General features: G+C 62.0%; 17 protein-coding genes. 15 read left to right on the top strand and 2 right to left on the bottom strand.

Going from position 1 to position 16,376, the window contains the following annotated elements:
* Positions 1-4 precede the first annotated feature (4 nt).
* On the bottom strand, positions 5-1,405 hold the full coding sequence (locus G5A46_RS09675; RefSeq protein ID WP_163849204.1) for a MobA/MobL family protein: 1,401 nt from the start codon (positions 1,403-1,405) through the stop codon (positions 5-7).
* 53 nt (positions 1,406-1,458) lie between these two features.
* Here G5A46_RS09675 and G5A46_RS09670 point away from each other — a divergent pair, with 53 nt between their 5' ends.
* Entirely contained in the window at positions 1,459-1,809 is a 351-nt protein-coding gene (locus G5A46_RS09670; RefSeq protein ID WP_163849203.1) for a hypothetical protein, read from the top strand.
* Here the strand turns inward: G5A46_RS09670 and G5A46_RS09665 are convergent.
* Positions 1,790-2,143 carry a hypothetical protein gene (locus G5A46_RS09665; RefSeq protein ID WP_163849202.1) on the bottom strand — a complete coding sequence of 118 codons (354 nt, stop codon included), beginning with the start codon at positions 2,141-2,143 and terminating at the stop codon, positions 1,790-1,792. The two genes, G5A46_RS09670 and G5A46_RS09665, sit on opposite strands and share 20 nt — an antisense overlap.
* 139 nt (positions 2,144-2,282) lie before the next feature.
* Between G5A46_RS09665 and G5A46_RS09660 the strand changes: the two genes are divergently transcribed.
* The 14 genes from G5A46_RS09660 (at position 2,283) to G5A46_RS09595 (ending at position 16,374) form a co-directional block, all read left to right on the top strand.
* Positions 2,283-3,431, top strand: a complete 1,149-nt coding sequence (locus G5A46_RS09660) for a glycosyltransferase family 4 protein (protein WP_204318723.1) — start codon at positions 2,283-2,285, stop codon at positions 3,429-3,431.
* The gene (locus G5A46_RS09655) at positions 3,431-4,213 is read left to right on the top strand and encodes a YdcF family protein (protein ID WP_163849201.1); all 783 of its coding nucleotides are present in this window, start codon (positions 3,431-3,433) and stop codon (positions 4,211-4,213) included. The genes G5A46_RS09660 and G5A46_RS09655 overlap by 1 nt, the downstream gene beginning before the upstream one ends.
* 210 nt (positions 4,214-4,423) lie before the next feature.
* On the top strand, positions 4,424-4,774 hold the full coding sequence (locus G5A46_RS09650; protein WP_163849200.1) for a MarR family EPS-associated transcriptional regulator: 351 nt from the start codon (positions 4,424-4,426) through the stop codon (positions 4,772-4,774).
* Entirely contained in the window at positions 4,771-5,727 is a 957-nt protein-coding gene (locus G5A46_RS09645; RefSeq protein ID WP_163849199.1) for a polysaccharide deacetylase family protein, read from the top strand. Before G5A46_RS09650 ends, G5A46_RS09645 begins: the two co-directional genes overlap by 4 nt.
* The gene (locus G5A46_RS09640) at positions 5,724-6,488 is read left to right on the top strand and encodes a formyl transferase (protein WP_163849198.1); all 765 of its coding nucleotides are present in this window, start codon (positions 5,724-5,726) and stop codon (positions 6,486-6,488) included. Before G5A46_RS09645 ends, G5A46_RS09640 begins: the two co-directional genes overlap by 4 nt.
* On the top strand, positions 6,485-7,507 hold the full coding sequence (locus G5A46_RS09635; protein ID WP_163849197.1) for a GDP-mannose 4,6-dehydratase: 1,023 nt from the start codon (positions 6,485-6,487) through the stop codon (positions 7,505-7,507). Before G5A46_RS09640 ends, G5A46_RS09635 begins: the two co-directional genes overlap by 4 nt.
* A gap of 4 nt (positions 7,508-7,511) precedes the next feature.
* Entirely contained in the window at positions 7,512-8,786 is a 1,275-nt protein-coding gene (tviB, locus tag G5A46_RS09630) for a Vi polysaccharide biosynthesis UDP-N-acetylglucosamine C-6 dehydrogenase TviB (protein ID WP_163849196.1), read from the top strand.
* A 2-nt stretch (positions 8,787-8,788) separates the two neighbouring features.
* On the top strand, positions 8,789-9,988 hold the full coding sequence (locus G5A46_RS09625) for an ankyrin repeat domain-containing protein (RefSeq protein WP_163849195.1): 1,200 nt from the start codon (positions 8,789-8,791) through the stop codon (positions 9,986-9,988).
* A gap of 4 nt (positions 9,989-9,992) precedes the next feature.
* Positions 9,993-10,424: a sugar 3,4-ketoisomerase gene (locus G5A46_RS09620; protein WP_239520720.1), complete on the top strand. Its 432-nt coding sequence runs from the start codon at positions 9,993-9,995 to the stop codon at positions 10,422-10,424.
* Positions 10,421-11,518 carry a DegT/DnrJ/EryC1/StrS family aminotransferase gene (locus tag G5A46_RS09615; protein ID WP_163849194.1) on the top strand — a complete coding sequence of 366 codons (1,098 nt, stop codon included), beginning with the start codon at positions 10,421-10,423 and terminating at the stop codon, positions 11,516-11,518. Before G5A46_RS09620 ends, G5A46_RS09615 begins: the two co-directional genes overlap by 4 nt.
* Positions 11,515-13,029: an O-antigen translocase gene (locus G5A46_RS09610; protein ID WP_163849193.1), complete on the top strand. Its 1,515-nt coding sequence runs from the start codon at positions 11,515-11,517 to the stop codon at positions 13,027-13,029. Before G5A46_RS09615 ends, G5A46_RS09610 begins: the two co-directional genes overlap by 4 nt.
* Positions 13,026-14,063, top strand: coding sequence for a glycosyltransferase family 2 protein (locus G5A46_RS09605; RefSeq protein WP_163849192.1), 1,038 nt, complete (start codon positions 13,026-13,028; stop codon positions 14,061-14,063). Before G5A46_RS09610 ends, G5A46_RS09605 begins: the two co-directional genes overlap by 4 nt.
* Positions 14,060-15,148, top strand: coding sequence for a glycosyltransferase (locus tag G5A46_RS09600; RefSeq protein ID WP_163849191.1), 1,089 nt, complete (start codon positions 14,060-14,062; stop codon positions 15,146-15,148). The genes G5A46_RS09605 and G5A46_RS09600 overlap by 4 nt, the downstream gene beginning before the upstream one ends.
* Entirely contained in the window at positions 15,145-16,374 is a 1,230-nt protein-coding gene (locus G5A46_RS09595; RefSeq protein ID WP_163849190.1) for a glycosyltransferase, read from the top strand. The genes G5A46_RS09600 and G5A46_RS09595 overlap by 4 nt, the downstream gene beginning before the upstream one ends.
* Positions 16,375-16,376: the final 2 nt, after the last annotated feature.

The following is a 16,376-nucleotide window of genomic DNA, read 5'->3' as shown; positions in this document are numbered from 1 at the left end:
GCTCTCACCCGCCGCCCCTCACCCTCTGCCTCTGGCGCGGCGGGCGGGCGCGTTTCTTCTCCCTCTTGCTCATCACGAATTTCGGCGGCTGCCCTGTTTCCGGGGTGGCCGCCGTTTCCGTTTCGGGGTCGAGGATCCGGTCGCTATCCGGGTCGATCTCGGCTTTGACCTTGCCTTCGGCCCAAGCGATCGCGGCCTGCTGCGGATCGAGCGCGTCGAGGTGGGGGGCGGCCTCGATGGCCGCGGCGCGGGCGGCGGCGGTTTCGGCGGTGTCGATTTTCGCCTCGGCCTTGGCGGCCTCCGCACGGCGCGCCGCCTCGGTTTCGGCGGCGATCCGTTGGGATGTCTCCAGCCGCGCCTTCTCGCGTTCGGCATCCCGCAGGATCAGCCAGCTCTGCCAAAGTTTCTCGTTCGCGGCGCGGGTCTTCGCGCGGGCCTGCCCCAGAAAGCTGTCATCGCGCCCCGTCTCCTGCTCTCGCCGCCGGCCGCGCGCGGCATTACGGGGCCCGAGCTTGGGCTGCGGGGTCAGCCCCTCGGGCGCGTCGCCGGCGGCCGCCGCTGCCTCGTAGCTGCGCAGGTCGACGCGGGGCCCCACGCCCACCTTTTCCAGATGCCGGTTGACGCGCCGCTGCCATTCCTCGCGGATCTGGCGGACGCATCCGGGGCCGGTTTTCACGTCGTCGAGGTCGCGGATTTTCTCGCCGAAGCTCTGTGTTTCCTCGTCCCAAGACCTCGTGGGGCAGAGGATGTGCACGTGGTGATTGAGCGCGTTCCCCCGCTCGTCCTTGCGCGGCTTGGCTGTCTTTTTCCGCCCTTCGACCTGCGGGATCATGTCGGCGACGACCTCGTTATCGACGCCATGGGCAAGCGGGTGATGGATCGCCGCCATGGACGAAATCCCGTAGCGGTCGTGCAGCCACAGGCAGAACCCGCGCACCAGAACGCGCTGCGTCTCGAGCGGTAGCTCGTGCGGCAGCGACACCAATATTTCACGGGCGAGCCGGGCGCGGGGGTGTTTCTCCGCCGCGCTGGCGAGGTTCCAGATCCGCTCCGGGTCATGGGGCATCTTGATGGATTCGACCGAGACGACATCGCGGCGACGGGAATAGTTTTTTACCTGCCCCGTGCGGTCGCAGCGGTAGCGCCCGCCCGCACAATAAGCGGCGGCCGCGACGATGGAGGGCGTGTTGGCGCGGTTGCGGATCTTGATCTCGAGGCGGGAGGCTTTGTGTCTCATGCCGAGGAGGTGGCGCCCCCTGCCCGGCCCCGCTCGGAAGAAAGCCCGCCGCAGGCGCGCGGCAACTCCACCGGAGTTGCGTAACCGCGCCCTTCGCCTTTTTTTCAGGCTCGGTCGGGGCGCTTTTTGCCGCCATCGGGCACGCAGGAAACGTCCTGGGAGCGGCACGGGCCCCGGGGCCGCATTTCCCCTTCGGCGACACGAACCGAAAGGAAATGACGATGACACCCGTGGAAAAACAGATCGCTGCGCTGGAAGAGAAGATCGCGCGGGAACGCGCAAAACTGGCCGACGCGAAGGCGCGAGCCGCCGCACAGCACCGCAAGCGCGACACCCGCAGGAAGATCCTGTTCGGCTATGCCTTTCTCGACTGGCTGACCACCCTGCCCCCGAACGAGCGCAAACGGATCGCGGGCCTCGTGCACGGCCGGCTGAAGCCGCGCGAGCGCGAGGCCTTCCCGTTGCGCGAGGTGCTGCAGGATCTTGCCGAGGCGGCGGCCGCCAGGGCGACCCCGCCCGAGGACAGGGCACCGGACACCGGGAGTCTGCCCTTCAACGGCAAGGGGGCGTGAGGTCTGGGCCGTCCCTGCGGCGCATCAGCCGGCGCAGGGCATTGCGCGCCTCCACCTCCGCCTGCCGCCGGCTCGGGAAGCATCCCCGGGCCGGCACCCGCAGAAACACCCCTGCCCTGCCCCAGCGCGTCTTGAATCCAAGCTCGGCAATCCAGCCATCGCCTTGGGGGCGAACCTCCAGCCTCTCCATCTCGGACACCGCATTCCACGGCCGCCGGCCGGGCGAGGGCGCCGCAGCACTGCGATAGCCCTCGCGGCGCAGCTTCCTCAGCGAATGGTCCAGAAAGCGACGACCGGGATCGGCGGGCGGCGCGGTATTGATGTCTTTCGGCAAGGGGTGGTCTCCTCGAATGAGTGTGTTTCGAGGAAGTGGGAGGCGCCCCGCGCGGGCGGAAAATATATCTGGCCTCGCGGCGGGATCGCCAATAGGACTTGGCAGGCGACCACCAGAAGACCAATCAGCGCGAGTTTCCATGGCACCGCAATCGAGCGCCGAAGCACAGCCTCTCAACGTGATGCTGACCGTGAATGCCGCCTGGAACGTCTGGAACTTCCGCCAGCCCGTTCTGAAAGCGCTTTTGTCGAAGGGCCACCGCGTTACCGTTCTTGCGCCGCCCGATGACAGCGTGGAAATGCTGAAAGAGATGGGCTGCCGGGTCCTGCCGTTGGAGATGTCGGCCAAGGGGCTCAACCCGCTGGAAGGGCTGCGCCTGCGCCGCGCCTTTCTGCGCGCCTTCCGGCAGGAGCGGCCAGACATCGTGTTCAGTTACACGATCAAGAACAACCTTTTCGGCGCCATGGCCGCGCGGCGATGCGGGGTGCCCTTTCTGCCGAATGTCACCGGGCTGGGCACGGCCTTCCTCTCTGGCGGGGCGCTCCAGCGGGTGGCCGAGACTCTCTATCGCCACGCGTTCCGGCCTCTGCCCAAAGTCTTCTTTCAGAACGAGGATGACCGGAGGCTGTTCCTCTCCCGCCGGCTGGTGCGCGAAGACCAGGCGGAGGTTCTGCCCGGGTCCGGGATCGATCTGGAGCATTTCGCCAGGGCGCCCTACCCCGAGGGCAAGGAGACCCGCTTCTTGATGATTGCGCGCCTGCTGCGCGACAAGGGCGCTCGGGAATACGTCGAGGCCGCACGGACGCTGAAGGCCGAGGGGGCAAACGCTCGTTTCCAGATCCTCGGCGCACCGGATTCCGAGAACCGCACCGCCATCTCCCGCGAGGAGGTAGCGGAATGGGAGGCCGAGGGGATCATCGACTACCTCGGCACCGCGCCGGACGTTCGCCCCCACATAGCCGAGGCCCACTGCATCGTGCTGCCCTCCTACCGCGAGGGCGCGCCGCGCACGCTGATCGAGGCGGCGGCCATGGCGCGACCTCTGATCGCCACCGACGTGCCCGGCTGCACGGCGGTGGTGGACCACGACGCGAACGGGTTCCTCTGCGAGGTGCGCAGCGGCGCGAGCCTCGCGGAAGCCTGTCGGCGGTTCCTGTCGATGGAGGCGAGCGCGCAGCGCGAGATGGGCCTTGCCGGTCGCGCCAAGATGGTCGCCCAATATGACGAGGCGCTGATCGTCGCCGCCTACGAGCGCGCCACCTCGGAGATGACCGGACGCGGGTTCTGATGGACACCGCCTTCTTCATCCTGTCGAAACTGGTCGGAACCCTCCTGCGAGCCGACACCTGGGTCGTGATCGCCCTTGCGGTCATCCTGCTGGCTCTGGTCACGCACCGGCGCCGATTGGCACTCGGAGTCTCCGGGCTCGCCTTCGTCAGCCTCGTGCTGCTCGCGATCCTGCCACTCGGGGATTTCATGCTGCGCCCGATCGAGACGCGCTATGCAGCAGAGCCACGGCTCGATGATGTGGAAGGCATCATCCTGCTCGGCGGCGGCGAGGATGCGCGGGCCAGCGCCTTCTGGGGCCAGATGCAGCTCAACGAGGGCGGCGAACGCTACACGGCGACCCTGGCGCTCGCACGGGAATTCCCCGAGGCCCGCCTTCTCTTTGCCGGCGGCAGCGGCGCGCTGCGCGATGCCGCCGGCGCCGAAATCACCGAGGCCGCGATGGCCGAGCGATTCTTCTTGCGCCAGGGCCTCGCGGCCGAGCGCATGATCTTTGAAGGACGATCCCGCAACACCGCCGAGAACGCCCGTCTCGGCTTCGCCCTTGCCGCCCCCGCCTCTGGCAAGACCTGGCTGCTCGTCACCAGCGCCTTCCATATGCCGCGCGCCATGCGCAGCTTCGAGCAGGCCGGCTGGACGGGCCTCGTCGCCTGGCCGGTCGACTATCGCACTGCCCGCTTCGGCGATCGCATCGGCTGGAACCTGACGCGCAACCTCGATGTGCTCGCCATCGCTGTCCGAGAGCGTATAGGGCAGATCGCCTACCGGATGACGGGCCGGTAGCTGGCTCCGAAGCCCGGGCTGACTGGCCCCAGAATCCTGCATAAGTTGAATTCAATCCGATCCACTTGCTATGTGGCGCCGCAGCATATAACGTTCATTCCTGAACGATATGACCCTGACCAGTCTTACCTCGAAATCGCACTCCGCAGGAGATGGCTCGGCCAGCTCTTGTGCGGTAGCCGTTCCCTGCCCTGTTATGATGACGCATCCATGACAGATCGCCGTGATGCCACGCAGGAAGACATGCGGTTCCGCCTCCTCCGCCTGCTCGACGACAGCCCCGAGATGAGCCAGCGCGACCTCGCGCGCGCGGTCGGCGTCAGCCTCGGCAGCGTGAACTTTCAGCTCAAGGCGCTGGTCGACAAGGGCATGGTCAAGCTCGGCAACTTCTCGGCCAACCCAGACAAGCGCCGCTACGCCTATATCCTGACGCCCCGCGGCATCGCCACCAAGGCCGCCCTCACCCGGCGGTTCCTGGCGCGGAAACGGGCGGAATACGAGGCGCTGCGGGCAGAGATCGAGGCGTTGCAAAGCGAGATCGACGAGGGGAAGTCGGCATGACCGGGCCCGGGCAGTTTGCAATCTCGCTCGACTTCGAGTTGCTCTGGGGTGTGCGGGACCATTCGGACAAGGCCTCCTACGGCGGAAACGTTCTCGGGGCGAGAGAGGCCATCCCGGCCATTCTGGACCTGTTCGCCCAGTTCGAAATTCAGGCGACATGGGCGACGGTCGGCTTCCTGTTCTGCGAGAGCAAGGAAGAGCTCCTGTCGGTTCTGCCGGAGGAACGACCAGCCTATGACGATCCGAAATTGTCCAACTATACCTATCTCGATGAGGTGGGTGAAGACGAGCGGCGCGACCCCTATTATTTCGCCGCATCCATCATTGAACGCATTCAGGAGACCCCCGGGCAAGAGATAGGCACGCACACCTTCTCGCACTTCTACTGTCTGGAGACCGGGGCCACTGCTGCAGCATTCGATGCCGATCTACGTGCGGCGCAAGATATCGCCCGTCGCCGTGGCGTGACGCTGAAATCCATCGTTTTTCCCCGGAACCAGTTCGGGCCCGAGAACCTGAAAGTTTGCCAAGACAGAGGGATTGAGGTCTATCGCGGCAACCCCGCAGGTTGGGCTTACAGATCGGCCAATAGCAAGCAGCAGACCCCGCTACGCAGAGCGGTCAGATTGCTGGACGCACACACAGGCGCGCTTGGCAGCCATGTGTTCGGCCCGGACCCTCTGAACTTGCCGGCGGAGGATCGCGCCAGCCGTTTTCTGCGCCCCTGCGTTGGCCGCCTGGCGCGGCTTCACCCCTTGCATGTCGGAACCGTCTGCAGGGGAATGACGCAGGCCGCCCGAGCCGGACAGAGCTTCCACCTTTGGTGGCATCCGCATAATTTCGGACGAGACCCCGAAGCGAACATGAGCGTGCTGGAAACCGTTCTTACACACTACCGGGCCCTTCGCGATGAGCATGGGATGCAATCCCGAACCATGGGCGCGCTCTCATGAAGATCTGCATCCTGGCTACCCCGGGCACGTCCACGGATATCCTCAGGAACTATCTCGCCGACGCGGGCTTCAACGACGTGATGACCATCGTCGAGAAGCCGGTGAGCAAACTGGCAATGCTCAAGCACCGGCGCCGCCGCCTTGGCACGGCGGTTGTCGTTGGGCAACTCGCATTCTTGGCGTTGCTCGCGCCGCTCTTGCGCAGAGAAAGCGCCGGCCGGCGGTCACGGCTCGCAGAGGAACATGATCTTCGCACGACGCCAGCCACGGGCGAGGAAACGCAGGTCGATACGATCAATGACGCGGTGGTCGCCGAAATCCTGTCTCAGGCTCGGCCTGACGTGGTGCTCGTGAACGGCACACGGATCATCCGTGAACGGACCCTTGCAGCGGCCGGTTGCCCGGTCATCAACATCCACGCTGGCATAACCCCGCAATACCGCGGTGTTCATGGTGGGTATTGGGCGCTGCGGACCGGCGACGCCGAAAACTTCGGGGTGACCATTCACCAGGTTGACCGCGGAGTGGATACTGGGGATGTCCTGCGCCATCTGCGCACGAAGCCCTCCGTCGAAGACAATTTCGCCAGCTATCCATTGTTGCAGCAAGCCACTGCCCTGCCAAAACTGCGCGAGATCCTGGACGACTTTCCGGGCAGTATCGAATTGCGCCCCACGGTAAACCCGAATGACAAAAGCCGCCAATGGTATCATCCAACCTTGCCAGGATACCTGCTGGGTAGGCTGAAAGGTATAAAGTGACCAAAGCTCCCCGCGTCCTCATCACCGGCACCGCCGGCTTCATCGGCTTCCACCTGGCGAAGCTTCTTCTGGCCGAGGGCTTCCGCGTCCAAGGCTACGACGGGATGACCGACTACTACGACGTCACCCTCAAGCAGCGCCGCCATGCCATGCTGCTTCAGAACGAGAACTTCTCGGCCAAGGAAGGCATGCTGGAGGATCAGGCGACCTTCGACGCTCTGGCCGACGAGTTTCGGCCCGATGTCATCGTCCACCTCGCCGCCCAGGCCGGGGTGCGCTACAGCCTCGAGAACCCGCGCGCCTACATCGACGCCAATGTCATCGGCACCTTCAACGTCATGGAGGCCGCCCGCCGGCTCGAGGTGAAGCACCTTCTGATGGCCTCCACCTCCTCGGTCTATGGCGCGAACGAGGAGATGCCCTTCACCGAGACCGAGAAGGCCGACACGCCGCTGACCATCTACGCCGCGACCAAGAAGGCGAACGAGGCGATGGGCCATTCCTATGCCCACCTGTGGAACTTGCCGACGACGATGTTCCGCTTCTTCACCGTCTACGGCACCTGGGGGCGGCCGGACCTGGCGCTCTACAAGTTCGTCGATGCGATCCTCGATGACCGCCCGATCGACATCTACAACCATGGCGACATGTATCGTGATTTCACCTATGTCGACGACCTGGTGCGCGGCATCCGCCTGCTGATCGACGCCGTGCCCGAGCGGCCTGTCTCGCGCAAGGATATCCCCGCCTGGGATTCGCTTTCGCCCGCCGCACCCTTCCGGGTGGTGAACATCGGCAATTCCGACAAGGTCCGATTGCTCGACTTCGTGGATGCCATCGAAGAGGCGCTCGGGAAGACGGCGCAGCGCAATTACATGGAGATGCAGATGGGCGACGTGCCGGCCACCTGGGCCGATGCGACCTTGCTGCAGGAATTGACCGGCTACCGGCCGCAGACGGATTTCAAGAACGGGATCGGGCGGTTCGTGGCTTGGTTTCGGGAGTATTACGGGAAGTAATTGCATGAGTGAGGCAAGAGACAAGATCGCCATCATTGGTTTGGGCTACGTCGGCCTCCCTCTCGCGGTGGAGTTCGGCAAGATCCGCCCAACCGTGGGATTCGACATCAACCAAGCGCGGATCGCCGAGCTGAAGGACGGCCACGACCGCACGCGCGAGACCTCGGCCGAGGAGCTGGCCTCCGCCACGCAACTCTCTTTCGCCGCCAGCACCTCCGACATCGCCGACTGCTCGATCTACATCGTCACCGTCCCCACCCCGATCGACGCGCACAAGCGGCCCGATCTGACGCCGCTCCTCAAGGCCTCCGAAACCGTCGGGAGCGTGCTGAAGAAGGGCGACATCGTGATCTACGAGAGCACGGTCTACCCCGGCGCGACCGAAGAGGACTGCGTGCCTGTGCTTGAGCGCGTCTCGGGCCTCACCTTCAACGAGGACTTCTACTGCGGCTACAGCCCAGAGCGGATCAACCCGGGCGACAAGGAGCACCGGCTGCCGAACATCAAGAAGGTGACCTCAGGCTCCAGCCCCGAGATCGCGGAGAAGGTCGACGCGCTCTACGCCGAGATCATCACCGCGGGCACCTACAAGGCCGAGAGTATCAAGGTAGCCGAAGCCGCCAAGGTGATCGAGAACACCCAACGGGACCTGAACATCGCGCTGGTGAACGAGCTCGCCATCATATTCAACAAGATGGGGATCGACACCCAGGCGGTGCTGGACGCGGCGGGGACCAAGTGGAACTTCCTACCATTCCGCCCGGGCCTCGTCGGCGGGCACTGTATCGGCGTGGATCCCTACTACCTCACCCACAAGGCCGAGGCGATGGGCTACCACCCGCAGGTGATCCTCGCCGGGCGGCGGATCAATGACGGGATGGGGGCCTATGTCGCGGGGCAGATGGTGAAGGCGATGCTGAAGAAGCGTATTCAGGTCCAGGGTGCGCGCGTACTGGTGATGGGGCTCGCGTTCAAGGAGAACTGTCCGGACCTGCGGAATACGCGGGTGGTGGATGTTGTGGCCGAACTGCGAGACTATGGCGTGCGGGTCGATGTGCACGACCCATGGGTTGGCGCTGAGGAGGCACGGGCGGAATACGGCATCGAGTTGGTCGATGAGCCTGCGGCGGGGGCCTATGACGGCGTCGTCCTGGCGGTGGCTCATGACACGTTCCGGGCCGGCGGCCCGGACGCCTTCACCGCCTGGCGCAAACCGGCGAGCATCCTCTGCGACCTGAAGAGCGTGTTGCCTCACGACGCCAGTGATCTGAGGTTGTGAACATGGCAACAGCGCGCAGAATTTGTATTGCGGGAAAGAACCAGATCGCAGTCGATGCGCTCTGTGATTTGTTGGGCCGGGGCTGGAAAGAACGACTGGTAGTTTGTCCGAATGAAACCGACGATGGTCGTAGCAACTGGCAGCCTTCATTGATCAGATTCGCTAAAGAGTTCGGTGTCGAAATAGTCGATTTGACGCGCGCTCAGGATACCGATGGATTGGTATTCTTGTCGCTCGAATTTGATAAAATACTGCGACCTGGCGCTTTCAAAACGGACCGCCTATACAACATTCACTTCTCTGCGTTGCCAGCATACAAAGGTATGTTCACTTCCGCTCTCCCAATTCTGCATGGAGCCTGTCGGGTAGGCGCTACCCTGCACGAAATCGACTATGGCATCGACACTGGGCCCATTATTGCCCAAAGCGTCTTTGAATTGCGCGATGAGTTCACTGCAAGAGATCTGTATTTCTCATACATGCGCGCTGGATCACAACTGTTCTCGGAGCACGTTGATAAATTAGTAGGTGACGACCCGCCTGAGGCGATGCCCCAGCCGGCTCGAGGCTCCAGTTACTACTCGAAGAGTTCAATCGACTACAGTCACCTGAGTATCTCATTGAAGGACACCGCAGAAGGAGTGGTGCGCCAATTGAGGGCATACTCATTTCGAGAATATCAGACACCCACCATCCACGGAATGGAAGTAGGCGGCTGGAAGATTTTGCCCAAGCGGAGTAATAAAGCACCAGGGAGAGTGATCGACAAGAGTGAAGACATCCTGACGGTTGCGACGATCGACTACGACCTCCGCCTGACGCGCAGCACGGACTTTGATTGGTTTCTTGCTACTGCCGACCGTCAGACCGACCACCTCGACATCACTAATATCAACATGACAGATAGGCGGGGATGGACACCACTAATCCGCGCAGCCTACACCGGCAATCAAGCCTTGTGCCGGCTATTGTTAGAGGCTGGAGCGGACCCAAACTGGAGCAACTGTAACGGTACCACGCCGCTTATGTATGCCCTCTCCGGCTCAGCGGAAGACAGAAAGTCAGAGATCGTCGAAATGTTGCTTAACTTTGGCGCTCGGTTAGATTTGAAGGACAAGTTTGGCCGAGGCGCAGAAGAATACCATCCGGAGTGGACCGATCTCCTGAATAACTTCCGAAATTTGAGCGGAAAGGTTGTGTGACATAGTGGAAACCTCCAGGAAACCTATTGATGGCATCCGTACAATCGGCTTGCCGCAAATTCACGACCCCCGTGGCGACCTGACCTTCGTCGAAGGCGGGAACCACCTGCCCTTCGACATCGCTCGGGTCTATTACCTATACAACGTTCCGGTCGATGCCGAGCGCGGCGGACATGCCCACAAGGAGCTGGAGCAAGTCGTCTTCGCCCTATCGGGAAGCTTCCGCATGAAGGTCGACGACGGCCACAAGAAATCCGAATACTGGCTGCGCGACCCTCGAAAGGGGCTCTATATCAGTAGGATGATCTGGCGCGAGATGGACCGCTTCAGCCAAGGTGCGGTCTGCATGGTCATCGCATCGCATCGTTACGACGAGAACGATTATTATCGCGATTATGATACGTTCATGACCGCCGTAGGGGCCAACCGCCAATGACAATTCCCTTCCTTGACCTCGGTGCCGCCTACCGGGAACTCCAGCCGGAGATCGATGCAGCAGTTCAGCGGGTATTGGCAAGCGGCTGGTATATACTCGGCCCGGAGGTCGACGCATTCGAGGCGGAATGGGCCGAGTTCTGCGGCGCCGAGCATGCGGTCGGTCTCGCAAACGGGCTCGATGCACTGACACTCGCGCTCAAGGCGCTCGATATCGGCGCCGGCGACGAGGTGATCGTGCCGTCCAACACCTACATCGCCACCTGGCTCGCCGTTTCCGCCGTTGGCGCGACGCCCGTCCCCGTCGAGCCCGACCCAGCGACCCACAATATCGACCCGACCCTGATCGAGGCTGCAATCACCGAATGGACGAAAGCAATCCTGCCCGTTCACCTGTATGGCCAGCCAGCTGATCTCGATCCGATCCTTGAGATCGCCCGGCGTCACGATCTGGCCGTGGTCGAAGACGCCGCTCAGGCACATGACGCCCGCTACAAGGGGCGGAAGATCGGCAGCCACGGCGACGTCGTCTGCTGGAGCTTCTACCCGGGCAAGAACCTTGGCGCGCTTGGCGATGCGGGTGCGGTGACGACCAACCGCGCGGGTATTGCCGAGCGCATCCGCCTGCTGCGCAACTACGGCTCGCGGGAAAAATACGTGAACGAGGTGCAGGGTGCCAACTCGCGGCTTGATCCGATCCAGGCGGCGGTGCTGCGGGTTAAGCTCGCCCATCTCGAGGAATGGACGGAGAGACGCAGGACGCTGGCTGCGGCCTACCAAGAAGGCTTGAAGGGGAGCGACCTTGTTTTGCCTTCGGTTCCCAGCTGGGCGGAGCCGGCCTGGCACCTCTATGTCGTTCGCACACAAAAGCGGTCCGAATTGCAAGCGCACCTGGCGGATAAGGGCATCGGCAGCCTCATACATTATCCCATCCCGCCACACATGCAGTCTGCCTATGGATCACTGGGCATCGAACCTGATGCGCTGCCGCTCGCCCGACGGTTGGCAGATGAGGTTCTGAGTTTGCCCATGGGGCCACAACTCACCGTCAAAGACGTGTGGGGAGTAATCGAAATGACGGGCCCTCGCGAGTGACTGATACCAGCGCAATGAACTCGCGTGGGCTGATCCGGTCCATGATGATTATTGGCTCAACTCAAGTCGTGAACATCGCCCTGTCGATCTTCCGCCAAAAGATACTTGCGGTACTGCTCGGACCCAATGGGATCGGCCTTCTGAGCCTCTACACCAGCCTCCAGGGCCTGGTGGCGCAGGTCGCCGGCCTCGGCATGCAAAACAGCGGCGTTCGAGAGATCGCCGCCGCTCGTGACGACGCGGAAGCGCTGTCTCGAGTGAAGCGGGTCCTCCTGCTCGCGCATCTGGCGCAGGGTGGCCTGGCAATGGCCTGCGTGTGGTTCCTGCGCGATCAGATCGCAGAGTGGCTCTTCCAAGATCCAGCATACGCAACCAATGTCGGCCTCGTCGGCATCGCCATTCTGCTTGCCCTGCTTGCAGCAGCGCATACTGCGTTGTTGCAGGGCCTGCGCAGGATCGGAGATCTCGGGCGGGTTACGGTTCTGGGGGCGTTCGCAGCTACGGTCGTAGGCCTCGCCGCGGTACTGACGCTCGGGCAAGCAGGCCTGATCTGGTTCGTCCTGGCGCAGCCCTTGTTTAACCTGATCGCTGCGCGTTGGTTCGTCGGCCGCGTGCCGCAGGCCGCCGCCCCCGCACCGAGGTTGCGCGATACTCCATCCATCTGGCTTCCTATGGCGCGACTGGGCTTTGCCTTCATGCTTGGCGGCCTCATGACGACTGCGACCCTGCTCGTCGTTCGTGGTCAGATTACACAGAACCTCGGGCTGGAGGCCGCCGGACAATTCGCAGCCGCATGGGGCATCACGATGACCTACGTCGGCTTTCTGCTAAGCTCGATGTCCGCCGACTACTATCCACGTCTGACGGAGGTGATCGCGGACAAGCCGGCTGCCGTCGCACTCATGAATGACCAAGCACAACTCGGCCTTGCCATCGGTGGGCCGGTATTGCTGGTGCTGATCGGTTGGGCCCCTTGGGTCATTTCGCTACTGTATTCTCGTGAGTTTTCACCTGCGGTTGAACTCCTGCAATGGCAGTCGGTCGGAAATATCTTCAAGCTTGCGAGTTGGTCCCTCAGCTTTTCAGTGGTGGCAGCAGCAAAGGCCAAGACTTACGTCTTGCTCGAAGCCTCTTTCAACATCGTCTTCCTTACATTGATTTTTCTGTTGCTTCCCAAGTATGGCCTCACTATCACGGCCACCGCTTTTGTTACGGGGTACATCGTCTATTTCGCAACGGCCTACATTCAAGCACGATATCTGCACCGATATAGAATGACCGCCCTGACACGAAACCTTCTTCTCCTCCACGTCGCGCTGGGAAGCGCGTTGCTGATACTGGCGACAATACACCAACCCGCAGCATTCATTGCAGCCCCTCTCCTCGGCGCGGCGACAGGCATTCTGGGTCTGCGCACCGTGCTGGCGAAAACCGGCCCCGAAGGGCGCCTGGCCGGACGCCTCACTTTCTTTTTCCAACGGGCCGGATGGCCCATCAGGACAGCTCCATGACTGAGAGACCCCCTACCCAACGCCCGCTCGTCACCTTTGCCCTCTTTGCCTACAACCAGGAAGACTATATTCGTGAGGCGATCGAGGGGGCCTTCTCGCAGACCTACGAGCCGCTCGAAATCATCCTTTCAGACGATTGCTCGACGGATAGGACGTTCGAGATTATGCAGGAGATGGCGGCGGCGTATGAGGGGCCACACCGTGTCATATCTCGAAAAAATTCATCAAATATCGGGACAGTAGATCATCTTATTGCTGTGTCTCGAGAAGCTTCTGGCGGCCTACTAATCGTAGCTGCGGGTGATGATATTTCGAAACCGGAAAGGTCCGCAGTTCTTACTGCTGCTTGGATTGCCAGTGGCGCAATGGCGCTCTATTCGGGACATATCTTGATTGACGACACAGGAAAGCCACTCTCCACTACCGAAATCATTCCGCCTCACGCCCCAACTCAGAAGCTGTTTTCCGGCGTTAGTAGTCCAATGAGACACAACGGCGTGGTAAGGCACGTCCCTGGCTACTCAGCCGCATATGACACTGAGTTTTTTCGCAACGTCCCGATGAGTAAGAACAAAAGTTTGAATGAGGATGCATTGGCAACGTGCCTGTTGAATTTGAACTCTTTCCTGATTGAACAGGTCGCTTCAGCAGAAGTTTTTTATCGCACCTCGCGCACCTCTGCTTCTTCCCACCAAGTGAATACCGACGCGCGCGACATACTCGAAGCCGAGAGACGCAGAGTCAGATTTGCCTCGTCCTGTGTAAAGTTTTATCCATACCTATTGGAGCTCATCGATTCTTCCAGCGCATCAACCGAGGATTTGGCGCGTGTCAGAAAGAGGCTAAAAAGACGCCTGAAAAACTATAAGATTATCCTAATTACTGGCAGAGACGGTCTTTTGGGTCGCATAGGCGCCGCCCGCCATGTGCACGGCATTAAGAGCTGTATGACATGGGTTGTTCGCTTAGCGGGACCAGTTTTCTTTTCAAGAGCAAAATCTGGGGCTCTTAGGTTAAAATTGGGCCAAAAATGAAATTGGCATTTCTACTTCCCGATCTTCGCGGCGGAGGCGTCGAGCGGCTTAGTCTCGTTCTTGGACATGAGTTCAAGCGCCTTGGCCACCATGTCGAATTCGTTCTGATGTCAGCGAAAGGCGAACTGGTCGGAGAAGCGCGTGAGGACTTCCCCGTTGTCGATCTTCAATCTCCGCGCGCCCGAGCCATGCCTTGCGCTCTGATCCGCCACCTGAAGGCATCCCGTCCTACAGCGGTCATGGCCGCAATGTGGCCATTGACTTCTATTGCACCTTTGGCCGTCAAGCTGTCGGGTGTTGGCGCACGGGTGCTTATTTCGGAACACGGCATCTTATCAGCGCAGTATCGCGACTGGGGACGAAGCAACTTAGCGGCCCTCAGGTTGTCTACTGCACTTGGTTACCGGCTGGCGGACGCGCGGGTTGGTGTGTCCAACGGCGTGTGTCGTGACATAGCGCGCTTGTCGAGTTTGGATCGAGGCAAGTTCACCACAATCTATAATCCGATCTCTCCGCGCCCAGTGCAACCACCGAGCTCACCTCAGGACGGAGCTGCATATTGGAGAAGCGCCGGAAAACGCATTCTCTCCGTCGGCAACCTGAAGGCCGTAAAGAACCAGGCTCTCCTGATCCGCGCCTTCGCCCGCCTCACTGACCCCGATGCGACCCTCGTGATACTCGGAGATGGCGCTTTGCGGCCGGAATTGGAGCGCTTGGCCAAAGAGCTTGGTGTCGGAAACCGTGTGATCCTCCCAGGCTTCCAGAGCGATCCGAACCCCTTCTACGAGACCGCAGACCTCTTCGTTCTGTCGTCTGACTACGAAGGCTTCGGCAATGTGATCGTCGAGGCCCTCGCAACCGGCACGCCCGTCGTCTCCACCGATTGCCCTTCGGGCCCCAGCGAGATCCTCGAGGGAGGCAAGTGGGGTCGCTTGACGCCGGTCGGCGATGTCGATGCGCTGGCAATGGCGATGAAGACTGCGCTGGCCGAAGAACATGACCCGGAGGCTTTGAAACGGCGCGCGGCCGACTTCTCTCCTGCGATCGCCGCTCGCAAATACCTCGATGCGCTTGGATTGACATGACCCCCACCCTCTACCTCACCCGCAATGGCCTTCTCGAGCCCCTCGGCCAGAGCCAAGTGATCCCTTACCTGCGCGGACTGTCCAGCGAATACGCCATCACGCTGATCACCTACGAGAAGGCCGAGGATTGGGCCGATGAGGAGGCCGTCGCGCACGCCTGGGCTGATTGCGAGGCACATGGTATCACCTGGTTGCCCCAAGTGTTTCGCCCACACCCCAAGGTGGTGGCTCCGGCCCTCAGCATGGTGCGCATGGTCTGGCTTGTGCATCGGGAGGTGCGCCGGAGGGGGATCAGGTTGATCCATGCTCGATCCTACATCCCTGCCGCCGTTAGCCTCCTGGTTCATCGGGTCACTGGCGTGCCCTTCATCTTCGACATGCGCGCGCTCTGGCCGGAGGAACTCATCACCGCCGGACGACTCAGACGAGGTGGCTGGATGCATCGCTTCATCACGGCGGCGGAACGCGCCTGCCTGAAGCACGCCGCCGGCATCGTCTCGCTGACCGAGGCGGCTGTCGGCCATCTGCGGCGGACCTACCCGGATGAATTGCGTGACAAGGAGATTACGGTCATCCCCACCTGCGCGGACCTCGACCGGTTTCGCCCCGCCCAGAACGCGCCGGCAAGGCTGGTTCATGGCTGCATCGGGACACTGCTCAGCGGATGGTTCAAGACGGACTGGCTTCAGGCTTGGATCGGAACCGCGGCCGAGCACGATCCGGCGGCGCGCTTCGAGATCCTGACCCGGGACGATCCCCAAGCGGTTCGCGCACAGATCGACCCTCAGGGAGAAATCGGCGAGCGGCTGACAATAGCCTCACGAAGATCCGCCGAGATGCCAGCGGCGCTGCACGCGCACACCGTGTCGATCATGTTCTTTACAGATGGCCTGAGCAAACTCGGAAGCTCGCCAACCCGCATGGCGGAGGTCCTCGGCAGCGGCCTTCCCGTCGTGGCCAACCGAGGCGTCGGCGACGTGGCGAAGATCGTCGAGGAGCACCGGGTGGGTGTCATCGTCGAGGATTTGTCGAAGGAAGCCATGTATGAAGCGTTCGACGCCTTGCGAGACCTGGAGACGGACCCGGCGCTGGCCGCACGCTGCCGGGACACCGCGTTGGCGGTCTTTTCCCTGGATGCGGGCACAGAAAGATATTCGGAGCTGTACCGGGCCTGTCTTGCTGACCAGCGAGCCCAGGCAGCGCCCAGCAACAGTAGCGGTCGATAGAA

This window comes from Pseudooceanicola aestuarii (assembly GCF_010614805.1).
Lineage (GTDB): Bacteria > Pseudomonadota > Alphaproteobacteria > Rhodobacterales > Rhodobacteraceae > Pseudooceanicola > Pseudooceanicola aestuarii.
Note: the sequence above shows the minus strand (reverse complement) of the source record. Positions and strands in the feature narration are given on the sequence as shown.